This window comes from Gemmiger formicilis, from assembly GCF_900167555.1.
GTDB classification, from domain to species: domain Bacteria; phylum Bacillota; class Clostridia; order Oscillospirales; family Ruminococcaceae; genus Gemmiger; species Gemmiger formicilis.
In genome coordinates, this window is sequence record NZ_FUYF01000001.1 from 298,106 (window position 1) to 316,520 (window position 18,415).

The 18,415-nt window shown below is 60.0% G+C and carries 19 protein-coding genes and 1 riboswitch; of the genes, 6 read left to right on the forward strand and 13 right to left on the reverse strand.

Annotation, left to right across the window (positions count from 1 at the left end):
* Positions 1-62 precede the first annotated feature (62 nt).
* Together B5D32_RS01380 and B5D32_RS01385 are read left to right on the forward strand one after the other, a co-directional pair.
* Positions 63-1,061: a methionine ABC transporter ATP-binding protein gene (locus tag B5D32_RS01380; protein WP_078783286.1), complete on the forward strand. Its 999-nt coding sequence runs from the start codon at positions 63-65 to the stop codon at positions 1,059-1,061.
* Positions 1,061-1,759, forward strand: a complete 699-nt coding sequence (locus B5D32_RS01385) for a methionine ABC transporter permease (protein ID WP_078783287.1) — start codon at positions 1,061-1,063, stop codon at positions 1,757-1,759. The genes B5D32_RS01380 and B5D32_RS01385 overlap by 1 nt, the downstream gene beginning before the upstream one ends.
* 326 nt (positions 1,760-2,085) lie before the next feature.
* Here B5D32_RS01385 and B5D32_RS01390 read toward each other — a convergent pair whose 3' ends face one another.
* Positions 2,086-3,138, reverse strand: a complete 1,053-nt coding sequence (locus B5D32_RS01390) for a threonine aldolase family protein (protein ID WP_078783288.1) — start codon at positions 3,136-3,138, stop codon at positions 2,086-2,088.
* 244 nt (positions 3,139-3,382) lie between these two features.
* Between B5D32_RS01390 and B5D32_RS01395 the strand changes: the two genes are divergently transcribed.
* Positions 3,383-4,750 (forward strand): sodium-dependent transporter, encoded by a 1,368-nt coding sequence (locus tag B5D32_RS01395; protein WP_078783289.1) that lies wholly within the window; start codon positions 3,383-3,385, stop codon positions 4,748-4,750.
* Positions 4,751-4,792: 42 nt separating this feature from the next.
* On the opposite strand, the gene B5D32_RS01400 is transcribed toward B5D32_RS01395, so the two are convergent.
* A complete protein-coding gene (locus B5D32_RS01400; protein WP_078783290.1) occupies positions 4,793-5,011 on the reverse strand; it encodes a helix-turn-helix domain-containing protein in 219 nt (72 codons plus the stop codon).
* A gap of 224 nt (positions 5,012-5,235) precedes the next feature.
* Positions 5,236-6,009, reverse strand: a complete 774-nt coding sequence (locus B5D32_RS01405) for an HD domain-containing protein (protein ID WP_078783291.1) — start codon at positions 6,007-6,009, stop codon at positions 5,236-5,238.
* A gap of 176 nt (positions 6,010-6,185) precedes the next feature.
* Here B5D32_RS01405 and B5D32_RS01410 point away from each other — a divergent pair, with 176 nt between their 5' ends.
* The 3 genes from B5D32_RS01410 to thiT all read left to right on the forward strand — a co-directional run bounded on the left by B5D32_RS01410 (position 6,186) and on the right by thiT (position 8,522).
* On the forward strand, positions 6,186-6,752 hold the full coding sequence (locus B5D32_RS01410) for a TetR/AcrR family transcriptional regulator (protein WP_078783292.1): 567 nt from the start codon (positions 6,186-6,188) through the stop codon (positions 6,750-6,752).
* A 74-nt stretch (positions 6,753-6,826) separates the two neighbouring features.
* The gene (locus B5D32_RS01415) at positions 6,827-7,372 is read left to right on the forward strand and encodes a PTS sugar transporter subunit IIA (RefSeq protein ID WP_242943374.1); all 546 of its coding nucleotides are present in this window, start codon (positions 6,827-6,829) and stop codon (positions 7,370-7,372) included.
* 387 nt (positions 7,373-7,759) lie between these two features.
* A riboswitch (TPP riboswitch) is annotated at positions 7,760-7,877 on the forward strand.
* Positions 7,878-7,955: 78 nt separating this feature from the next.
* Positions 7,956-8,522: an energy-coupled thiamine transporter ThiT gene (thiT, locus tag B5D32_RS01420; RefSeq protein ID WP_078783294.1), complete on the forward strand. Its 567-nt coding sequence runs from the start codon at positions 7,956-7,958 to the stop codon at positions 8,520-8,522.
* A gap of 456 nt (positions 8,523-8,978) precedes the next feature.
* Here the strand turns inward: thiT and B5D32_RS01425 are convergent, their stop codons facing one another.
* From B5D32_RS01425 to B5D32_RS01470, 10 genes are all read right to left on the reverse strand, one after another.
* Positions 8,979-9,389 carry a pyridoxamine 5'-phosphate oxidase family protein gene (locus B5D32_RS01425; protein WP_078783295.1) on the reverse strand — a complete coding sequence of 137 codons (411 nt, stop codon included), beginning with the start codon at positions 9,387-9,389 and terminating at the stop codon, positions 8,979-8,981.
* A 21-nt stretch (positions 9,390-9,410) separates the two neighbouring features.
* A complete protein-coding gene (locus B5D32_RS01430) occupies positions 9,411-10,595 on the reverse strand; it encodes an LL-diaminopimelate aminotransferase (RefSeq protein WP_078783296.1) in 1,185 nt (394 codons plus the stop codon).
* A gap of 181 nt (positions 10,596-10,776) precedes the next feature.
* Entirely contained in the window at positions 10,777-11,166 is a 390-nt protein-coding gene (locus B5D32_RS01435; RefSeq protein WP_078783297.1) for a metal-dependent transcriptional regulator, read from the reverse strand.
* 78 nt (positions 11,167-11,244) lie between these two features.
* Positions 11,245-11,454: a chorion class high-cysteine HCB protein 13 gene (locus tag B5D32_RS01440; RefSeq protein WP_078783298.1), complete on the reverse strand. Its 210-nt coding sequence runs from the start codon at positions 11,452-11,454 to the stop codon at positions 11,245-11,247.
* A 50-nt stretch (positions 11,455-11,504) separates the two neighbouring features.
* Complete coding sequence (gene feoB, locus B5D32_RS01445) at positions 11,505-13,703, reverse strand: ferrous iron transport protein B (RefSeq protein ID WP_078783299.1); 2,199 nt, start codon at positions 13,701-13,703, stop codon at positions 11,505-11,507.
* Between the two features lie 33 nt (positions 13,704-13,736).
* Positions 13,737-13,958 (reverse strand): FeoA family protein, encoded by a 222-nt coding sequence (locus tag B5D32_RS01450; RefSeq protein WP_078783300.1) that lies wholly within the window; start codon positions 13,956-13,958, stop codon positions 13,737-13,739.
* A 61-nt stretch (positions 13,959-14,019) separates the two neighbouring features.
* Positions 14,020-14,232 (reverse strand): FeoA family protein, encoded by a 213-nt coding sequence (locus B5D32_RS01455; RefSeq protein ID WP_078783301.1) that lies wholly within the window; start codon positions 14,230-14,232, stop codon positions 14,020-14,022.
* 404 nt (positions 14,233-14,636) lie between these two features.
* Positions 14,637-15,002, reverse strand: coding sequence for a nitrous oxide-stimulated promoter family protein (locus B5D32_RS01460; RefSeq protein WP_078783302.1), 366 nt, complete (start codon positions 15,000-15,002; stop codon positions 14,637-14,639).
* Positions 15,002-16,669 (reverse strand): amino acid ABC transporter ATP-binding/permease protein, encoded by a 1,668-nt coding sequence (locus B5D32_RS01465; RefSeq protein WP_242943375.1) that lies wholly within the window; start codon positions 16,667-16,669, stop codon positions 15,002-15,004. The genes B5D32_RS01460 and B5D32_RS01465 overlap by 1 nt, the downstream gene beginning before the upstream one ends.
* Complete coding sequence (locus B5D32_RS01470; protein ID WP_078783359.1) at positions 16,669-18,390, reverse strand: ATP-binding cassette domain-containing protein; 1,722 nt, start codon at positions 18,388-18,390, stop codon at positions 16,669-16,671. Before B5D32_RS01470 ends, B5D32_RS01465 begins: the two co-directional genes overlap by 1 nt.
* Positions 18,391-18,415: the final 25 nt, after the last annotated feature.

Sequence of the window (18,415 nt, forward strand, 5' to 3'; positions counted from 1 at the left end):
AAATTATAGCGAATGAGTTTTTGCGCTCATTCGCTATCTTTGTAAATGAGGGAGAATCACCCATGATCGAACTGCAACACCTGACCAAGCGCTTTGCCACGCAGGGCGGCACGGTCGTCGCGCTGAACGACATCAACCTGACGATCCGGGACGGCGACGTCTACGGCATCATCGGTATGTCGGGCGCCGGAAAATCAACACTGGTACGCTGCATCAATATGCTGGAGCGCCCGGACGAGGGAAATGTCATCGTCAACGGCAAGCAGATGCAGGACCTGCGCGCCGCCGACCTGCGCGCCGCCCGGCGTGAGATCACCATGATTTTTCAGCAGTTCAACCTGCTGATGCAGCGCACCTGTCTGCGCAATATCATGTTCCCGATGGAGCTGGCGAAGGCCCCCGGAGACAAGGCCGAGGCCCGCGCCCGTGAACTGCTGGAGCTGGTCGGTCTGCCCGATAAGGCCGATGCCTACCCGGCGCAGCTGTCCGGCGGCCAGAAGCAGCGCATTGCGATTGCCCGTGCCCTGGCAACGGACCCGAAGGTGCTGCTCTGCGACGAGGCGACGAGCGCCCTGGACCCGAACACGACCCACGCCATTTTGCAGCTCATTCAAAAAATCAACCGTGAGCTGGGCATCACAGTCGTCATCATCACCCACCAGATGAGCGTTGTGGAGGAGGTCTGCAACCGTGTGGCCATTCTCGATAACGGCACTGTCGTCGAGGAGGGCGAGGTGCAGGCTATCTTCAGCCATCCTACGTCCAAGGCGGCGCGGCGGCTCGTCTACCCCGCCGGTGCGCCCCAGGCCGAGGTCCTGCCCGGCCACAAGCTGGTGCGTGTGGCCTTCGGCGGCACCCAGACCACGGACAAGCCGCTGGTGGCAAGCCTTGCCATTGAGTGCGGTGCGCTCGTCTCGATCATGGCGGCGGACACCCGCATTGTGAACGGCCAGACGCTGGGCAGCATGCTGCTGGCGCTGCCCGACGACGACAAGGCCGCCGCGGCACTGGAGTACATCAGGAACTATCCCGGCATTACTTTTGAGGAGGTGAACGGCTGATGGCAGAGCTTTTTGCAGGCAAGGAATGGCAGACGTTCTTGCAGATTTTGCCCACCATTCCGTTTGAAACATGGGAGACCGTCTGGTCCACTGTCGTCGCAACGCTGCTGGCGCTGGTCATCGGTCTGCCGCTGGGCGTCTGCCTGGTCACGGGCGAACAGGGCGGCGTGCGTCCCCTGCCCCGCTGGCTCATGGCGCTGCTGAACGGCCTGGTGAATCTGCTGCGCAGCGTGCCGTTTTTGATTTTGATGATCATTGTCATTCCGCTGTCCCGCGCCATCGTGGGCACGTCCATCGGTACGGTGGCGTCCATTGTGCCGCTGGTCATCGCATCGTTCCCGTTTGTGTCGCGTCTGGTCGAGACCAGTATGCGCGAAGTGGACGCGGGTGTCATTGAGGCCGCCCAGAGCATGGGCGCAACGCCGCTGCAGATCATCACCAAGGTCATGGTGCCCGAGAGCATGCCGAGCCTGGTTGCCAACGTGACGATTGCCGCCACGACCATCATGGGTTACGGCGCAATGGCCGGCATCATCGGCGGCGGCGGCCTTGGCAAGATCGCCATCAACTACGGTTACTACCGCTTTAACGTGGTGCTGGAGTTCTTTGCCACGGCGCTGCTGGTCGTGCTGGTACAGATTTTGCAGACCGTCGGCACAAAGCTGGCCATCAAGTGCGATAAGCGCATCCAGAAGTGATTTGAGGGAACCGAGATTTAACATATTTTTCAAATTGGCGTGACAGGGCGGACATAAATGCAGTGTATAGTATAACCAGAGTTAAGGGAAACGTCCCAAGACACATTACACTGCCGCCCTGGCCATGCCAGAAGCAATCGCTTCGGCCACGGCGCAGACAACCAACAAGGCCGTGAAGCCATTTGAATAGATACAAAAAAGCCTCCTGCATCGGTTGTGATGCAGGAGGCTTTTATTTTGGTGCGCCCGCCACGGTAAGGCGGACTAACGTTTGCGGGAAGGCTGCGGGCCGGGCATGCCCGGCCCCTACAAGGGAGGCGGGTGCCTTACAACCCGTTCACGTCCGCTATCAGCTGCTCCACGGCTTCGTCCTTCGTGGCCCAGCTGGTGCATACGCGCACGGCGGTGTGGTGCTTGTCGGGCTTGCCCATGTGGGTCATGGCGTAGGTCTCGGCCAGCTTCTCGTACCACTCGTCGGGCAGGACAAAGAACTGCTGGTTCGTCGGGGAGTCGTGCAGCACCTTGCAGCCCTTTGCCTCAAAGGCGGCGCGGATGCGCAGGGCCTGCTTGTCGGCCTTTTTCGCCATCGTGAAATACAGGCTGCTGCCGCTGCCGTCCTCGCCGTCCAGCAGAGCCAGGAACTGCTCGCCCAGCAGGCGGCCTTTCGCCAGCATGCCGCCGTGCTGCTTCAGGCAGTAGCGGAAATCGGGCTTCAGATCGTCGTTTGTGATGACGACGGCCTCGCCGAACAGCGCACCGCACTTGGTACCGCCCAAGTAAAACACGTCGCAGAGCGCGGCGTAGTCCTGCAGGCTCAGATCGTTGGCGGGGCTCGTCAGGCCGTAGGCCATCCGCGCACCGTCCACGAACAGGTAGAGTCCCAGCTCGTAGCAGGCGGCGGAAATGTCGGTCAATTCTTCCTTGTTATAAAGGGTGCCGACCTCGGTGGGGTTCGAGATGTAGACCATGCCGGGCTGGACCTCGTGCTCGTGGCTGGCGTTGGCGCGGTGCTCCTCCACGGCTTTGCGGATCTGGCGGGCCGTGATCTTGCCGTTTTTGCCGGGCAGCGCCAGGCACTTGTGGCCTGTGGCCTCGATGGAGCCGGTCTCGTGCACATGGATGTGCCCGGAGTCGGCGCACAGCACACCCTGCCACGGTTTGAGCGCCGCCGCAATGACGGTCAGATTCGCCTGGGTCGCGCCGACGAAAAAGTGTACGTCGGCGTCGGGAGCGTCGCACAGGCGCTTGATCTGCGCGGCGGCCTTGGCGCAGTATTCATCCTCGCCATAGCCGGGGGTCTGGTCGAAATTGGTCTTTTGCAGAAACTCCAAAACCGCGGGGGCCGCGCCCTCGCCATAGTCACATTCAAAACGAAGCATATTTTTGACTCCTTAGTAAAGTATTGCACGCTTTGCAGGGGCGGACAGTATTTGCCCGCGGAGCCTTCCGGCTGCCGCAAGGCTGGCGGGCCGATGCGAGCATCGGCCCCTACAGGTACGGGCAAATCTCCAATCGACCCACGCCGCGGGTGTTGCTATAATTATAACACTGTGATTCCCCACTTGCAAGTTTCGCCGCGGTACGCTATAATAATTCTACTTTTGGATAGAAAAGAGGAATTGTATGGACCCCAAAAATCAACGCGAAAGCTTCGGCTCACGCCTTGGCTTCATTCTGGTCAGCGCGGGCTGTGCTATCGGCATCGGCAACGTCTGGCGCTTCCCCACAGTCACCGGCCAGTACGGCGGCGGCATCTTTGTGCTGTTCTACCTGCTCTTTTTGGTGCTCATGGGTCTGCCGGTCCTGACGATGGAGCTGGCCGTGGGCCGTGCGGGCCGCGGCGCGGCGCGCAGCGCCTACAAGGCGCTGGAGCCCGGGGGCAGCAAGTGGCATATCCACGGCTGGTTCTGCATGGTGGGCTGTGTGCTGCTGATGATGTACTACACCACCGTCTCCGGCTGGATGGTCGACTACTTCTTCCGCTTCCTGACCGGCAGCTTTGACGGCCTGACCTCCGAGCAGGCCGCCGGCGTCTTTGGCGAGATGCTCTCGAACCCTGTCGAGATGGTTTTCTGGATGGTCGTCATCACGCTGGCGGGCTTTGTCGTCTGCGGGCGCGGCCTGCAGGGCGGTCTGGAAAAGGTCGGCAAATGGATGATGAGCGCCCTGCTCGTATTGATCCTTGTGTTGGTTGTGCACAGCTTCACGCTGTCCGGCGCGGGCGAGGGCCTGGCCTTCTACCTGCTGCCCGACTGGTCCCGCGCCACCGGACAGGGCCTGGGCAGCGTCATTACAGCGGCTATGAACCAGTCGTTCTTTACCTTAAGCCTCGGCATCGGCGCAATTGAGATTTTCGGCAGCTACATGGACCGCCGCTTTACCCTGCCGGGTGAGGCCGCCCGCATCTGCGTGCTGGACACCATTGTGGCAGTCTGCGCGGGTCTTATCATCTTCCCGGCCTGCTTCTCCTTCGGCATCTCGCCCGACGCGGGACCGAGCTTGATTTTCATCACGCTGCCCAACGTCTTTACAAACATGGCGGGCGGACGCCTGTGGGGCGCGCTGTTCTTCCTGTTCATGACGTTCGCCAGCTTCTCCACGGTCATTGCGGTGTTTGAGAACATCATCGCCTGTGCGCGGGAAAATTTCGGCTGGGACCGCCGCAGGGCTTGCCTGGTGGGCGCGGCGGCCCTGGTCGTGCTGGGCCTGCCCTGCGCGCTGGGCTACAACGTGTGGAGCGGCATCCAGCCCCTGGGCGCGGGCAGCACCGTGCTGGATTTTGAGGACTTCCTTGTCAGCAACGTTCTGCTGCCGGGCGGCAGCCTTGTTTATCTGCTGTTCTGTGTCACCAAATGGGGCTGGGGCTTCGACAAATACACCGCCGAGTGCAACACCGGCAGCGGCCCCAAAATGCCGCAGTGGGTCAAGCCCTACTTTAAATACGTTCTGCCGGTCCTGATCGCCGTCATTCTGGTGCAGGGCCTGCTCTGAAGCAAAATGCCGCGCGGCTCCCTGTGAGCCGCGCGGCATTTGTTAATTGCGGTTTACCTCCGGGTTATCGGTGCGCCCCAGCAGATAGTCTATACTGACGTTATAGAAGTCGGCCAGCTTGACCAGCCTTTCTGCGGTCAGCTCAATAACGCCGTTTTCATACTGAGAGTAGGTGTTCTGGGATACGTGGAGGACACTGGCAAGATCGCACTGACGAAAATCGTGATCTTCCCGTAGGCTTCGTATGTTCGGATATTCCATAGGTTGACTACCCCCTTACGACTATTATCGTTATCTTGGAGGCAGATATTGATATTTATCTGTAATACAGATGTAATAGATTGCATAACAATAGGAAGAAACGATATGACGGAAAGTAAAGGGCGTTCTACGGCCCTTTGTCTGCCTGCGGGCGGGCTGCGTATGCGATTGCAGGAGTCCTTCTATGTTGTCAAACCATGAAATTGAACTTTTTGAGTATCGGCTCACGCCGACTGCGCGTTCAGCCAGCGGTGCAGCTCGTCCCGGATGGCGGCAAACGCAGCGGCGGTGTCCGGGTTATCGGTTTTAAAATCCAGCAGCCGCCACAGCCAGCCCTGCTCGTCCACAATGCGCAGGCTCTCGGGATAGCACAGCTCAAACACAAGCGACGCATGGCCGACGGCGTTGTCGGCGGGGTACTGCTTTAAGCCGTGCAGCACGCAGTGGTGGGCGTTAAAGGCGTCCAGCACGGCGGGCGTCACCGGGCTCCGGCGCAGCGCCGCAGTGCTGACGTTGTAAATTTCCTCCATCGGTGTCTCGACGTTGACCCGCAGAATGTCGATCTTGTCGGCGTCGCGCAAAATCTGGCAGAACAGCCGCGTGCGGTCATCCAGCGCCTCCGGCAGACGGAACGCGCTGTGCCATTCCACAGCGGTGCGCAGCAGTGCGTCGGCACCGGCATCGTCCAGATAGTCCCGGATGCGTCCCTCGTCGAACAGCACCGCGACGCTCAGCGCGGCGTGGCTGACCGACTGTGCATCGATAAATGTGTTGTAGCGGCGCAGCTGCTCAAAGCGGCCTACATCGTGCAGGATGCCGGACAGCCACGCCAGATCGACATCCTCCGGCGGCAGGTCCAGGCTTTGGGCAATGCGGGCGCAGAGCGCCGCCACGCGGTAGGTATGGTCGATTTTCAATTTGACCTTGGCGTCAGCGGCGTTGTAGTGCGCGGCATAGTCGGCAAAGGCTTTTTGTGCGCGGGCACGGTCAATTTTCATACTATCACTTCCCTGTTTCAGTGTACCACATCCGGCAAAATGCGTAAACTGCAATGTTTATAAAATTTACTCCACAACGAATGACATTTTTGGACAAATGGTTTAAAAATCCTTGACATCGGGGCAAAAAAACGCTATTCTTAAAGTAGTAAATCGCGAGGAAGGCGGTGCATACGATGAACGCCAAAGGGGACGCAAACCGCAGTGTGCGCATGACCAAGCAGCGGCTCTACCAGGCGCTTATTACGCTGTTGCAGCAGAAAAGTCTGCGGGAAATAACAGTCCGGGAGCTGACCGAGCTGGCAGGGATCAGCCGCGGCACATTCTATTTTCACTACGCGGACATTTATGCCCTGATGGACCAGATGGAGGCCGCCCAGCTGGCACGGCTGAACGACCTGATGGACTCCCTGATCCCCAGCATCTCGCAGGAGGACGCGCCCCCCGCGCTGGTGGCGCTGTTCACCTACATGACCGAGAACCCCGACCTCTGTCAGGCCCTCTACGGCAAAAGCTGGGAGTCGGAGTTCACCCGCAACGCCAAAAAGCTGATTGCGGAGCGCTGCCTGGGCGAGTTTGCACCCGACGGCGGCACCGAGGAGCAGAAATATATGCTGGCCTTTGCGGTGAACGGCTGCTTTGGCACGATTGTAGCCTGGCAGGAGGCCGGTTTTCAGCCGCCCGCGGCGGAGATCGCCCGCATCACCTGGCAGGCCATCCGCGCTGTGAAGGGGCGGATGTGAGCGAAGCAAGTTTCCCTTGCCTGCCTTGCCTTTTGGGGCAAGACGGGGTATAATATAACTACAAGTACGCCCGCATGACCGGGCTGATGAAGGAGAGCTTTACGATGGGTTTCTTTGATTTTCTGAAAAAGTCTGCCGAGCCTGCCGCCCCCGCGGCCCCAGCCTTCCCCGTGACCCTGGCTGCTGATGCCAAGGGTACCGTTGTGGCGATGGAGAACATCCCCGACGAGGTGTTTGCACAGGGCATCCTGGGCAAGTGCTGCGGCATCGACCCTACCGAGGGCAAAATTTACGCCCCCGCGGACGGTGAGATCACCCAGGCCCCCGACAGCGGCCACGCGCTGGGCATCATGACCACTGCCGGTGTTGAGGTGCTGATCCATGTCGGCGTTGACACCGTCGAGATGAAGGGCGACGGCTTCAGCCCGAAGGTCAAGGAGGGCGACAAGGTCAAGAAGGGCGATCTGCTGCTGGAGATGGATCTGGACAAAATTGCGGCTGCCGCTCACCCCGCCGTGGTGATTACCGTCGTCACGAACACCGATGATTTCAAGGACGTCGAGGTCGTGGCCTCCGGCGCCGTGGAGCCGGGCGCGGATCTGATCAAGATCAGCAAGTAAATTTTTACCGATAAAAAAGCGGGCACCCGATTGGGTGTCCGCTTTTTGGCTTCCCCCGAGGGGGAAGCTGTCACTGTAAGGTGACTGATGAGGGCAGAGCTTGCCATAGCTGCCCGTTTGCGGTTCGCAATCGGTAGCTTACCCCTCATCCGGCCCTGCGGGGCCACCTTCCCCCGCGGGGGAAGGCTTTAGAATTTTGCAGCCCCGCAGAGAATACGCTTTTTCTTCCTATCGATCACTCCTGTCGGGTTGCTTTTTGAGTACAGCTGCAGTATACCCGGTACAGATGAAAGAACATTGAAGAAAGCGTGTAAAACCTGGGGGGAATCGTGTGGATAAAATTTGAAAGGCTTGACAATCAGCGGTGGACGTGTATAATAGGTTTGGACATAAAAACAGGGGCGCTGAGGGGCATCCTCGGCTGAGATCGAAACAAACCGCAGTTTCGGGTCGCCTTGAACCTGATCCGGGCAATGCCGGCGTAGGAAGTTTGACCCAACACGTCATAACGCTTTTGCGCCTGCAAGTGTACCTTGCGGGCGCTTTCCTGTTTTTACGTTACATTTTTTGAGGAGTGGATACCATGTCCAAAACCTATTCCAAGACTCGCACTCTTGTGGAGTGCGCCCTGATGATCGCCCTGGGCACCGTGCTGGCGAACATCAAAATTTTTGAGATGCCCAACGGCGGCTCCATCACCCTGCTGAGCATGCTGCCGTTCATCCTGGTCTCCTACCGCCACGGCACAAAATGGGGACTGTTCACGGGCTTTGTCAACAGCCTGCTGCAGATGCTGCTGGGCTTCTACGCGCCCCCGGCTCCCGGCCTGCTGCCGCTGGTGGGTATGATCCTGCTGGACTACGTGCTGGCCTTCACCCTGCTGGGTCTGGCCGGTGCGATTGCCAAGCCGTTCAAGAACCGTCTGGTCGGTGTGGCCGTCGGCACGGCAGCGGTGTGCGGCATCCGCTTCCTGTGCAGCTTCCTGTCCGGCGTGCTGATCTGGGGCAACCTGAGCGACGGTCTGCCCGCCTGGACCTACAGCCTGACCTACAACGGCAGCTACATGCTGCCCGAGACCATCCTGACCACGGTGGCCGCGGTGCTGATCTACAAGGCAGCCCCGCAGCTGTTTGCCGCGCAAGAGCAGTAAGCGCAAAATAGTTTTCCCGGTACGTGATAGCACGTACCGGGATTTTTGTTTGCCGAGCGGTAGGGGCCGGGCATGCCCGGCCCGCGGCGTTTTGATAAGCGCACGTTTCCGGGCAGTTTGTAGGGGAGGGTCTTGACCCTCCCGTGCCGGTTCGCGGCGGAGGCAGGTGCCCGGGAGGGATGAATCCCTCCCCTACGGGTGAACCGTGAACGGGCAACGGCGCAGACTGGCGGGCCGGGCATGCCCGGCCCCTACAAAGCAGTCCAAAGCAAGCATTGAATCGGTGTAGGGGGCGGCGTCCTCGACGCCCCGCGGAGGGGGCAAGACCCCTCCCTACAAGCCGATTTTTAAGGGGCTATAGGGGCGGATTCCATATCCGCCCGTGCCAGCTCTCGGCAACGCAAAAATGCCCCGGTACGCAGAATCGCACACCGGGGCATTGGCTTTACGTAAGTATCAGTAGTTCATAATGTCCTTCACAGCACCGGACATCGAGAAGAGCTTGGCGGACAGATGGTCGAGGTAGACGATGCCGAGCTTGTTGCCCGTCTCCTCATTATACATGTCGGCCAGCTGGGGCATGACCTGGAACGCGGCGGCCTGGGCCTCGGGGCTGTTGTCAAAGTTTGCCGTGCCCTGCACGCGCAGCCACTCGCCGCGGTCATTGGCGGCGCAGATCTCGAGGTTCGTGTTGTCCAAAAGCTGCTTGTAGGCGGCCTTGTGCTTGCCCAGGGCAATGCACAGGTGGCCGTTGTACCACATGGCAAAACCGATGGGACGCACGCGGGGCAGATAGCCATCGACGGTGGCAAGGTAGAAGGTGGGATTCTCTTTCAGAAATTCCATGATTTCTTCATTTGGTTTCATGGTGTAAACCCTCCCGCAATATTACAGTGTGGCCAGCGCCGCTTTGATGCGTGCGGCGGCCTCCTTGGTGCGCTCGGCATCGCCGAACGCCGTCAGACGGAAATACCCCTTGCCGCAGGGGCCGAAGCCCTCGCCGGGGGTGCCCACAACGTGGGCGTGCTCGAGCAGCCAGTCAAAAAACTCCCAGCTGCCCATCTCGTTGGGGCAGCGCAGCCAGATGTAGGGGCTGTTCTTGCCGCCGCAGTACCAGACACCGGCCTCGTCCAGCGCTGCTGCAATGACAGCGGCGTTGGCGCGGTAGTAGTCGAGGTTCTGCTGGATCTCCTTCATGCCCTCGTCGGTAAAGACGGCCTCGGCACCGCGCTGCACAACATAGGCAACGCCGTTGAACTTCGTAGTCTGGCGGCGCAGCCACATCTTGTTCAGCTTGCCGCCGGCCAGCGCCTGCGGCACGACGGTGTAGCCGCAGCGCGTGCCGGTGAAGCCTGCAATCTTGGAGAAGCTGCACACCTCGATGGCAACCTCCTTCGCGCCCTCGACCTCAAAGATGCTGCGGGCGAGACCCGGCTCGGAGACGAAGCACTCGTAGGCGGCGTCAAACAGGATGACCGCGTCATTGGCCTTCGCCCAGGCGACCCAGGCCTTGAGCTGCTCGACGGAGTAGGTCGCGCCGGTGGGGTTGTTGGGGCTGCAGATGTAGACGATGTCCGCGTGGGGGGCCTCGTCCGGCATCGGCAGGAAGCCGTTCTCCGCCGTGGCGGGCAGGTAGAGAATCTTGCGGCCCGCCATCACGTTGTCATCGACGTAGACCGGGTAGACCGGGTCGGGAACAAGGATCGTGTTGTCCTGACTGAACAGGTCCAGCAGGTTGCCCAGGTCGCTTTTGGCACCGTCGGAGATGAAAATTTCGGACATATCCAGCTCGACACCGTGGCCCGCGTAATACCTGCGGATAGCGTCGCGCAAGAACTCATAGCCCTGCTCGCTGGGAATATAGCCGTGGAACGTGCCCTTGTGGCCCTGCTCCTCAACGGCCTTGTGCATGGCCTCCGTCACGGATGCCGCCAGAGGCAGGGTGACGTCGCCGATGCCCAGACGGATGACGTCTGCCTCGGGATGGGCCTTCTGGTAGTCGGCTACCTTGTGGGCAATGGTGCTGAACAGATAGCTCTCGTTCAGCTCGGCGTAATGCGGATTCAGCTGCATTATGGTTCCCCCTCGTTTATACCTATATAAATTTACTTTACCACAATTCGCGGCGGTGTGCAATAGAATTTGCAAAGGGAATTTTTATGGGTGATTTGTAGGGGAGGGTCTTGACCCTCCCGTGAGGGATAAATCTCTCCCCTACTGTAGGGGGCGGCGTCCTCGACGCCCCGCGGAGGGGTCAAGACCCCTCCCTACAATCCTCCCCGTACAGGCTCTCGCACTTCTCGTCGATCTCCCTTGCGGGCAGCGACACGGCCATGGCCACCGCGGCGCTGTAGCATTCCTCGGGGGTGAAGCCCTCGCCCGCCAGCGGGAAGTGCTGCAAAATCTTCTCGACCAGCTCGTCGTAATAGCGCGCGTAGAGCACGCCGCGGTCCGTGATGTAAATTTTGCCGTACCGCCGCCGCACAATGACCCCCTGCTTCATCAGGCTGGTCAGGATGCTGGTGACGCTGGGCTTGGTCACGCCCATGGCCTGCGCCAGTGCCAGCGACGAGACCTCGGTGCTTTGCTGCGCCAGATGGTGGATGGCCAGCAGATAACGCAGGCTGGAATCGGTCAGGGTCAAGGTACATCTCTCCTTATACCAAACTAAAAGGGGGCGCGGGCCACGAACGGACCCGCGCCCCCTTCAGGCACTTATGCTTTACTTACTGTGGCAGGCACCGCCGCAGGTTTTGCAGTTCCCTGTGCAGCCGCCGTGACTGCCGCAGCCACCGCCCCCGCAGGAGCCGTCACAGCAGCCGAGGCCGCCGGTCTTGTGTTCATGATACAAGAGCCAGCCGGTACCGCCAAACACGAAAATCGAAACGATGATCGTAGGCAGGTTAAAATTAGCAGCTAAAAACTCCATCATAAAAAGTCCGCTCCTTTCCGGAAGAATACGGTAGTATTATACATTTAAGATTACTTGGAAGCAACAGCCTTCTTGGAATCGAACGAAACCTCGTTGACACCCTCGTACTTGTTGGGGCGGAACAGCAGGTAGATCGTGAAGGCGATGATGGCGATTGCCACAATGGTGAAGATGTTGAAGCTGACCTCACCGGTGATCAGGCCGCCGATCTGGTAAACGACCAGAGAAGCGCAGTAGGCAAACAGGCACATATAGCCGATGGCGATAGCAGTCCACTTGCCGTTGTTCATCTCGCGCTTGATGGCGCCCATAGCAGCGAAGCAGGGAGCGCACAGCAGGTTGAAGATCATGAAGCTGTAAGCGGAGAGGGCGGTGAAGCTGGCAGCAACCTCGGGCCAGATCTCGTCGCCGTTGTCAGACAGCTCGTCAGCATAGTGATACAGAACACCGAAGGTACCGACGACATTCTCCTTGGCAATCAGGCCGGAGATAGAAGCGACGGTTGCACGCCAGTTGCCGAAGCCCTGCGGGATGAAGATCCAGGAAATTGCGCTTGCAACGATAGCCAGGATGGAGTTGTCCTGATCCTCGACCATCGTGAACGCGCCGTTCTCGAAGCCGAAGCCCTGCAGGAACCACAGGATGATGGTGGCAGCCAGAATGACGGTGCCGGCACGCTTGATGAAGGACCAGCCGCGCTCCCAAGTAGCGCGCAGGACGTTGCCCCAGGCGGGCACATGGTAAGCGGGCAGCTCCATAACGAACGGAGCAGGATCACCGGCGAACAACTTCGTCTTTTTCAGGATGATGCCGGAGATGATGATGGCTGCAAAGCCGATGAAGTAAGCGGAGGTGGCGACCCAGCTGCTGCCGCCGAACAGAGCACCTGCGATCAGGCCGATGATGGGCATCTTGGCACCGCAGGGAATGAAGCAGGTGGTCATGATCGTCATACGGCGGTCACGCTCGTTCTCGATGGTACGGGAAGCCATAACACCGGGAACACCGCAGCCGGTACCAACCAGAATGGGGATGAAGCTCTTGCCGGACAGACCGAAGCGGCGGAAGATACGGTCCATGATGAAGGCGACACGGGCCATGTAGCCGACATCCTCCAGGATGGACAGCAGGAAGAACAGAACGAGCATCTGGGGAACGAAGCCCAGAACAGCGCCGACACCGGCGACGATGCCGTCCATGATCAGGCCGTACAGCCAGCCAGCAACGCCGATGGATTCCAGCAGGCCGCCCAGGGCGTTCGGGACGATCTCACCGAACAGAACATCGTTCGTCCAGTCGGTGGCAAAGGTGCCGATGCCGATGCCGCCGTCCGCAACGGAGGTGCCCATCGCGATGGCGTACATCAGCCACATGATGAGCGCGAAGATCGGCAGAGCCAGGATACGGTTCGTGACGAACTGGTCGACCTTATCGGAGACAGTCAGGTTCTCGGTGCGGGGCTTCTTCTTGACGGCCTTGTCAACAACGCCGTTGATGTAAGCGTAGCGCTGGTTGGTGATGATGCTCTCGGCGTCATCGTCCATTTCCTTCTCGCAGTCGGTGATGTGGGCGTCGATGTGGTCCAGCAGCTCTTTGTTCAGGTTCAGCTCAGCCTGGACCTTGTCGTCGCGCTCAAACAGCTTGACAGCGTACCAGCGCAGGAAGCGGCCATCGACCTTGCCCTGAATGGACTCCTCAATGTGGGCGATGGCATGCTCAACGCTGCCGGTAAAGACGTGAGGCAGCTCGCCTGCCTTGCCCTTCTTGGCAGCGGCGACGGCCAGCTCGGCAGCCTTCTCGCTGCCCTCGTTCTTCAGGGCGGAGATCTCGACGGCCTCGCAGCCCAGCTCGTTGGACAGCTTCTTCAGGTCGATCTTGTCGCCGTTCTTGCGGACGAGGTCGATCATGTTGACGGCCATGACCACGGGGATGCCGAGCTCGATCAGCTGGGTGGTCAGGTAGAGGTTACGCTCGATGTTGGTGCCGTCGATGATGTTCAGGATGGCGTCGGGCTTCTCATTGACGAGGTAGCCGCGGGCAACGACCTCCTCCAGCGTGTAGGGAGACAGAGAGTAGATACCGGGCAGGTCCTGGATCACGACGTCGTCGTGACCCTTGAGCTTGCCTTCCTTCTTCTCGACGGTAACGCCGGGCCAGTTGCCGACATACTGGTTAGAACCGGTCAGGCTGTTGAACAGGGTGGTTTTACCGCAGTTCGGGTTGCCTGCCAGAGCAATTTTAATTGCCATTTGGTTAAACCCCTTTCTTTACTTTTTCAGAACTCACTCAACTTCGATCATTTCGGCGTCAGCCTTGCGGACGCTGAGCTCGTAGTTGCGGACGGTCAGCTCCATCGGGTCGCCCAGAGGTGCGACCTTGCGGACGTAAACCTTGGTGCCCTTGGTCAGGCCCATGTCCATGATGCGGCGCTTGACAGGGCCCTCGCCGTGCAGCTTGGCAACGGTGACGGTCTCGCCGACCTGTACATCTTTCAGAGTCTTCATACTTCGTTCCTCCTCTTGGTACAATCAATCAAACAGCCGAGGGGCTGTGATTCCAAATTTTTTACGCAACGATAATGCGCATGGCCAGGGTCTTATCCAGCGCGATGCGCGCTTCCTTGACCTGAAGGATGAGGTTGCCGCTGATCTCATTGACCACGGTAACGGTCTCCCCCACGACAAAGCCAAGCTCGGCCAGATGCTGGCGGACCTCATCCTTGCCGGTGATCTTTCGGATGGTAACGGTATCGCCTGCTTTAGTCATCGTTAAAGGCATTCCACACACTCCCCTTTTGCAATTTTGCAATATATTAGCCTATGCTAACGCTTGGAGCAAAAGCATGCGGTTAGAACGCTCTAACCGCTTACGATGGTAGTTTACCACCACTAACTCCCGATGTCAAGACGGAAGTTAGGCTAACCAAACAGGTTTGTGAAAAGTAGATAGTTATTACTAACTTGAATTGTGCAGTTTTGAACAAATTGTGAAGGAAAGGAGGAACGGCAGATGATTGGATAACCACCCGCTTTCGGGCCGGTCTGTAGGGGCGGGGCATGCCCCGCCCGCGGCTATACGTGGGCGCTCGTTTGCGGGGAAGGTGCCGGGCTGGGCGTGCCCGGCTCCTACAGACAGCAAAAAAGCCGGAGGGACCTCTCTCCCCTTCCGGCATATTCAATATCTTATTGCCCCTTTTTCTGCTTCCGCGTCTCTGCCAGATGCCGCACCGCCAAAACGGGATGGTGGAACAGCATCCGCGGACCGCTCCAGCGCATGACCTGGCGGATGCGCTCCTGCATCTCGGGCTTGTAGCAGTGCGTTTGGCAGACGCTGCAGAACGTTTTGGTCGCTATATGCGGGCAGTGGTCCACCCGCGCATCGGCGTAGTCCCGCAGGACCGCGCAGTCAGGGCAGAGCCGGCCCTTGGGCGTGCCGTGATGGCCGCGGCAGTATAGCTCAATCATCAGGCCGACAGTGGCCTTTTCCTGTTGGCGCTTTTTCTCCGGGGCGTCGGGGACGCCGCCCCCTACAGTGTTCGCAACGGCCATCAGCTCATCCTCCCGTTTTCCACAGAGTACGTCGTGTCAGCAATTCGCATCGTCGAGGCGCGGTGGGATACGAGCACCACGGTCTTGCTGGCCCGCTCCTCGGCCAAACTGCGCAAGATGACGGCCTCGTTCAGGCTGTCGAGGTTGCTTGTCGGTTCGTCCAGTAGAATGAACGGTGCATCGTGCAGAAATGCCCGCGCCACACCGAGCCGCTGCCGCTCGCCGCCCGAGAGGGTATCGCCCAGCTCCCCGACGGGCGTGTCGTAGCCCTGCGGCAGCGTCATGATAAAGTCGTGGATGGACGCCTTCCTGCAGGCTGCCATGACCTGCTCATGGGTCGCGTTCCGGTTGGCAATTTTGACATTTTCTTCAATACTGTCATGGAACAGCACGGTGTCCTGCTCGACGAAGCTCTCCGCTGCGCGCAGCGACGCCGTGTTGATGCCCTTGATGTTCTCGCCGGAAATCTCGACCTGTCCTAAATCCGTGTCCCAGAATCGCATGAGCAGCTTGAGCAGCGTGGATTTGCCGCTGCCGCTGCGGCCCGTGATGCCTACGATGCCGTGCTCCGGGATGTGCAGGCTGACCTCCTTCAAAATCTCGCTGTCGCGGTAGCCGAAGGTCACGCGGCGGGCGTCGGCACCGCGGAACACAATGTCCCTGCCGTCGGTGACCTCGCGCACAGCGGGCTGCTCATCGAGAATATCCAGAACGCGGTTGCCCGCGGCGAAGGTGCTTTGCAGCCCGGTGCCGAGATTCGCCAGCGCGATGACCGGGCCGAAGCTGCTCATGAGTGCCACAACGCTGACGAGCGCACCGTCAAACCCGATGGCACCCGCCATGAACAGGCTGCCAGCCAGCGCCAGCATACCGGCGTCCAACAGCAGGATGATGGCCCCGGTCACGGCCTGTGCCGTGCCGCCGGCCTCCTTCAGGCGGCGCTCCTGCCCGGCCAGCGCGTCGGTGCGCTGGTTGATTTGCGCCAGCCGATGCGCGCCGTCGTTGTATTGCAGGCTCTCCCGCACGCCACGCAGGCTGTCCAGCACAAAGCCGTTCAGCGCGCCGAACTCCGCGCGGAAGCTCTCACCCGATTTGCGCGCACCTCTGGCGGCTGCCACGGGTATGCCGATGCCGATGACCGCATAGGCCAGCGCCGCGTACAGCCCCAGCGCGGGTGCATAGCTGCCCATAAAGCACGCCATAACGACGCTTACGATGACGGCAATGCAGATGGGCGAGATCGTGTGCGCGTAAAAAACCTCCAGCAGCTCAATGTCAGCGGTCAGCACGGCGATCAGGTCGCCCTTGTCGCGACCCTCCAGCTTGGCGGGGGCGAGCTGGCGCAGCACGCCGAAGACCTTGTCCCGGATAAGTGCCAGCAGCTTGAAGGCGATAAAATGGTTGCAGCCCTGCTCCGCGTAGTGCAGCACGCCGCGGGACACGGCCAGAATCGGCAGCAAAATACAGGCGGTTTTGAGTACAACGGGCACAGAAAAATGCAGGCTGTCCAGCAGCGCATACACACCCAGAACCGGGATGAAGATGGCGCAGAGGAAGCCCGCCACGCCCAGAAGCACGGCGCAGACCATGACCGGGGCGAGAGGGCGTACCAGCCCTACAAGGCGGCACATGACGTTGAAATTGCCGCGGGTACGTTTGTTTTCCATCACTGTGCCTCCTTCCCGTAGTTTTCCAGTGCCTGCTGGCGGTTCCACAGGTCGGCGTACAGCCCGCCCTGCGCCAGAAGTGCCTCGTGCGTGCCCTGCCCCGCCGGATGGCCGTGATCCAGCACGTAAATATTGTCCGCCTTTGTCACGTTGGCAAGGCGGTGGGAAATCAGGATGACCGTTTTGCGCCCGGCCAGCCGGTGGATGCCCGCCATGATGTCGTTCTCGCTCTCTACGTCGATGTTGGACGTTGCCTCGTCAAAAATATAGACGGGACTGTCATGCAGCAGTGCGCGGGCCAGTGCCAGCCGCTGCCGCTGGCCGCCGGACAGGTTGCCGCCGCCCTCGGTCAGCGGGGTGTCCAGTCCGTCCATCGAGCGCAGAAAGTCCGCCAGATTCACCTGCTCCAGCGCACCCCACAGCGCACCGTCGTCTGCGCCGGGCGCGGCCATCCGCAGGTTGTCGGCCACCGTACCTTTAAAGAGGTGGCTGCCCAGGCTGACGAGTGTTACATTTTTGAGCAGGCTGGCCTCGCTGACGGCGGAAAGCTCCTGCCCGCCGATGGTCACATGCCCCGTGTAGCCGGACACGCGCCCGGTCAGCACGGCGGCAATCGTGGACTTGCCGCAGCCGCTCTCGCCCACCAGCGCGGTGAAGCTGCCCTGCGGAAAGTCGAGATTTAAGCCATGCAGCGTCTCTTTTTCGGCCGTGTAGCCAAAGTGCAGGTCACGGCAGGCAATCGCGCAGTCCGCGCCGAGCTGGGCGGTCCTGGCGCTGCCCTCGGGCAGGTCCAGCAGCTTGAAAATTTTGTCGCTGGCGGCCATGCCGTTCATGGCAACGTGGAAGTACGACCCCAGCGCGCGCATCGGCAGGAAGAAATCCGCCGACAGCAGAATGATGCAGAGAGCGCCCGGCAATGTTACGCGGTTTGCATTGAACTCATGCGCGGCCACGATGATGCCCAGCGCCGCGCCGCCGTAGGCGATGACGTCCATGACGATGATCGAGTTGAGCTGCATCGTCAGCACCTTCATCGTCACCTTGCGGAAGTGCTCGGCCTCACGGTTCATGGCCGCGTGGCGGGCCCCGTCGGCCTGATAAATCTTGAGCGTGGTCAGCCCTTGCAGGTTCTCCAAAAAGCTGTCGCCCAGCGCAGCGTACCGGCCCCAGTACTTGCCCAGCAGCTTTTTAGCAAATTTCTGCACAGCCACGATGGAAACCGGGATGAGCGGCACGCAGATCATCAGGATGACCGCCGCGTGCAGACTGACTGGGGCCAGCGCAATAAACAGCGTGACCGGTGCGATCATGGCGTAGAAAAACTGCGGTAGATACGCGCCGAAGTAGGTCTCGAGCTGCTCGACGCCCTCGCCTGCCAGCTGCAAAACCTCCGCGGTGGGCACGGCCTGGGTGTAGCTGCCGCCCAGGCGGAGCAGCTTTTCATAAATGGCGGCGCGCAGCGTTTTTTTGACGGTGCAGCTGGCGTTGTAGCTGGCCGACGCCGCGCCGCACGTGCAGAAAAAGCGCACGATCAGCGCACCGAGAATGTACAGAAGTGCGGTGGGCAGGTCCGGCTCTCTGCGCACAAGTCCCGTTAGAAAGAGGGACACGGCGAAGATCATCACGATATTGGCCAGCAGTGCAAGGAATTGCAGCACAACATTCCACGCAATGTACTGTTTGGAGTCGCCCATCATCGAAATCAGGCGTTTGTTGATCATCATAAGCGGTTGTTCCTTTTTTACA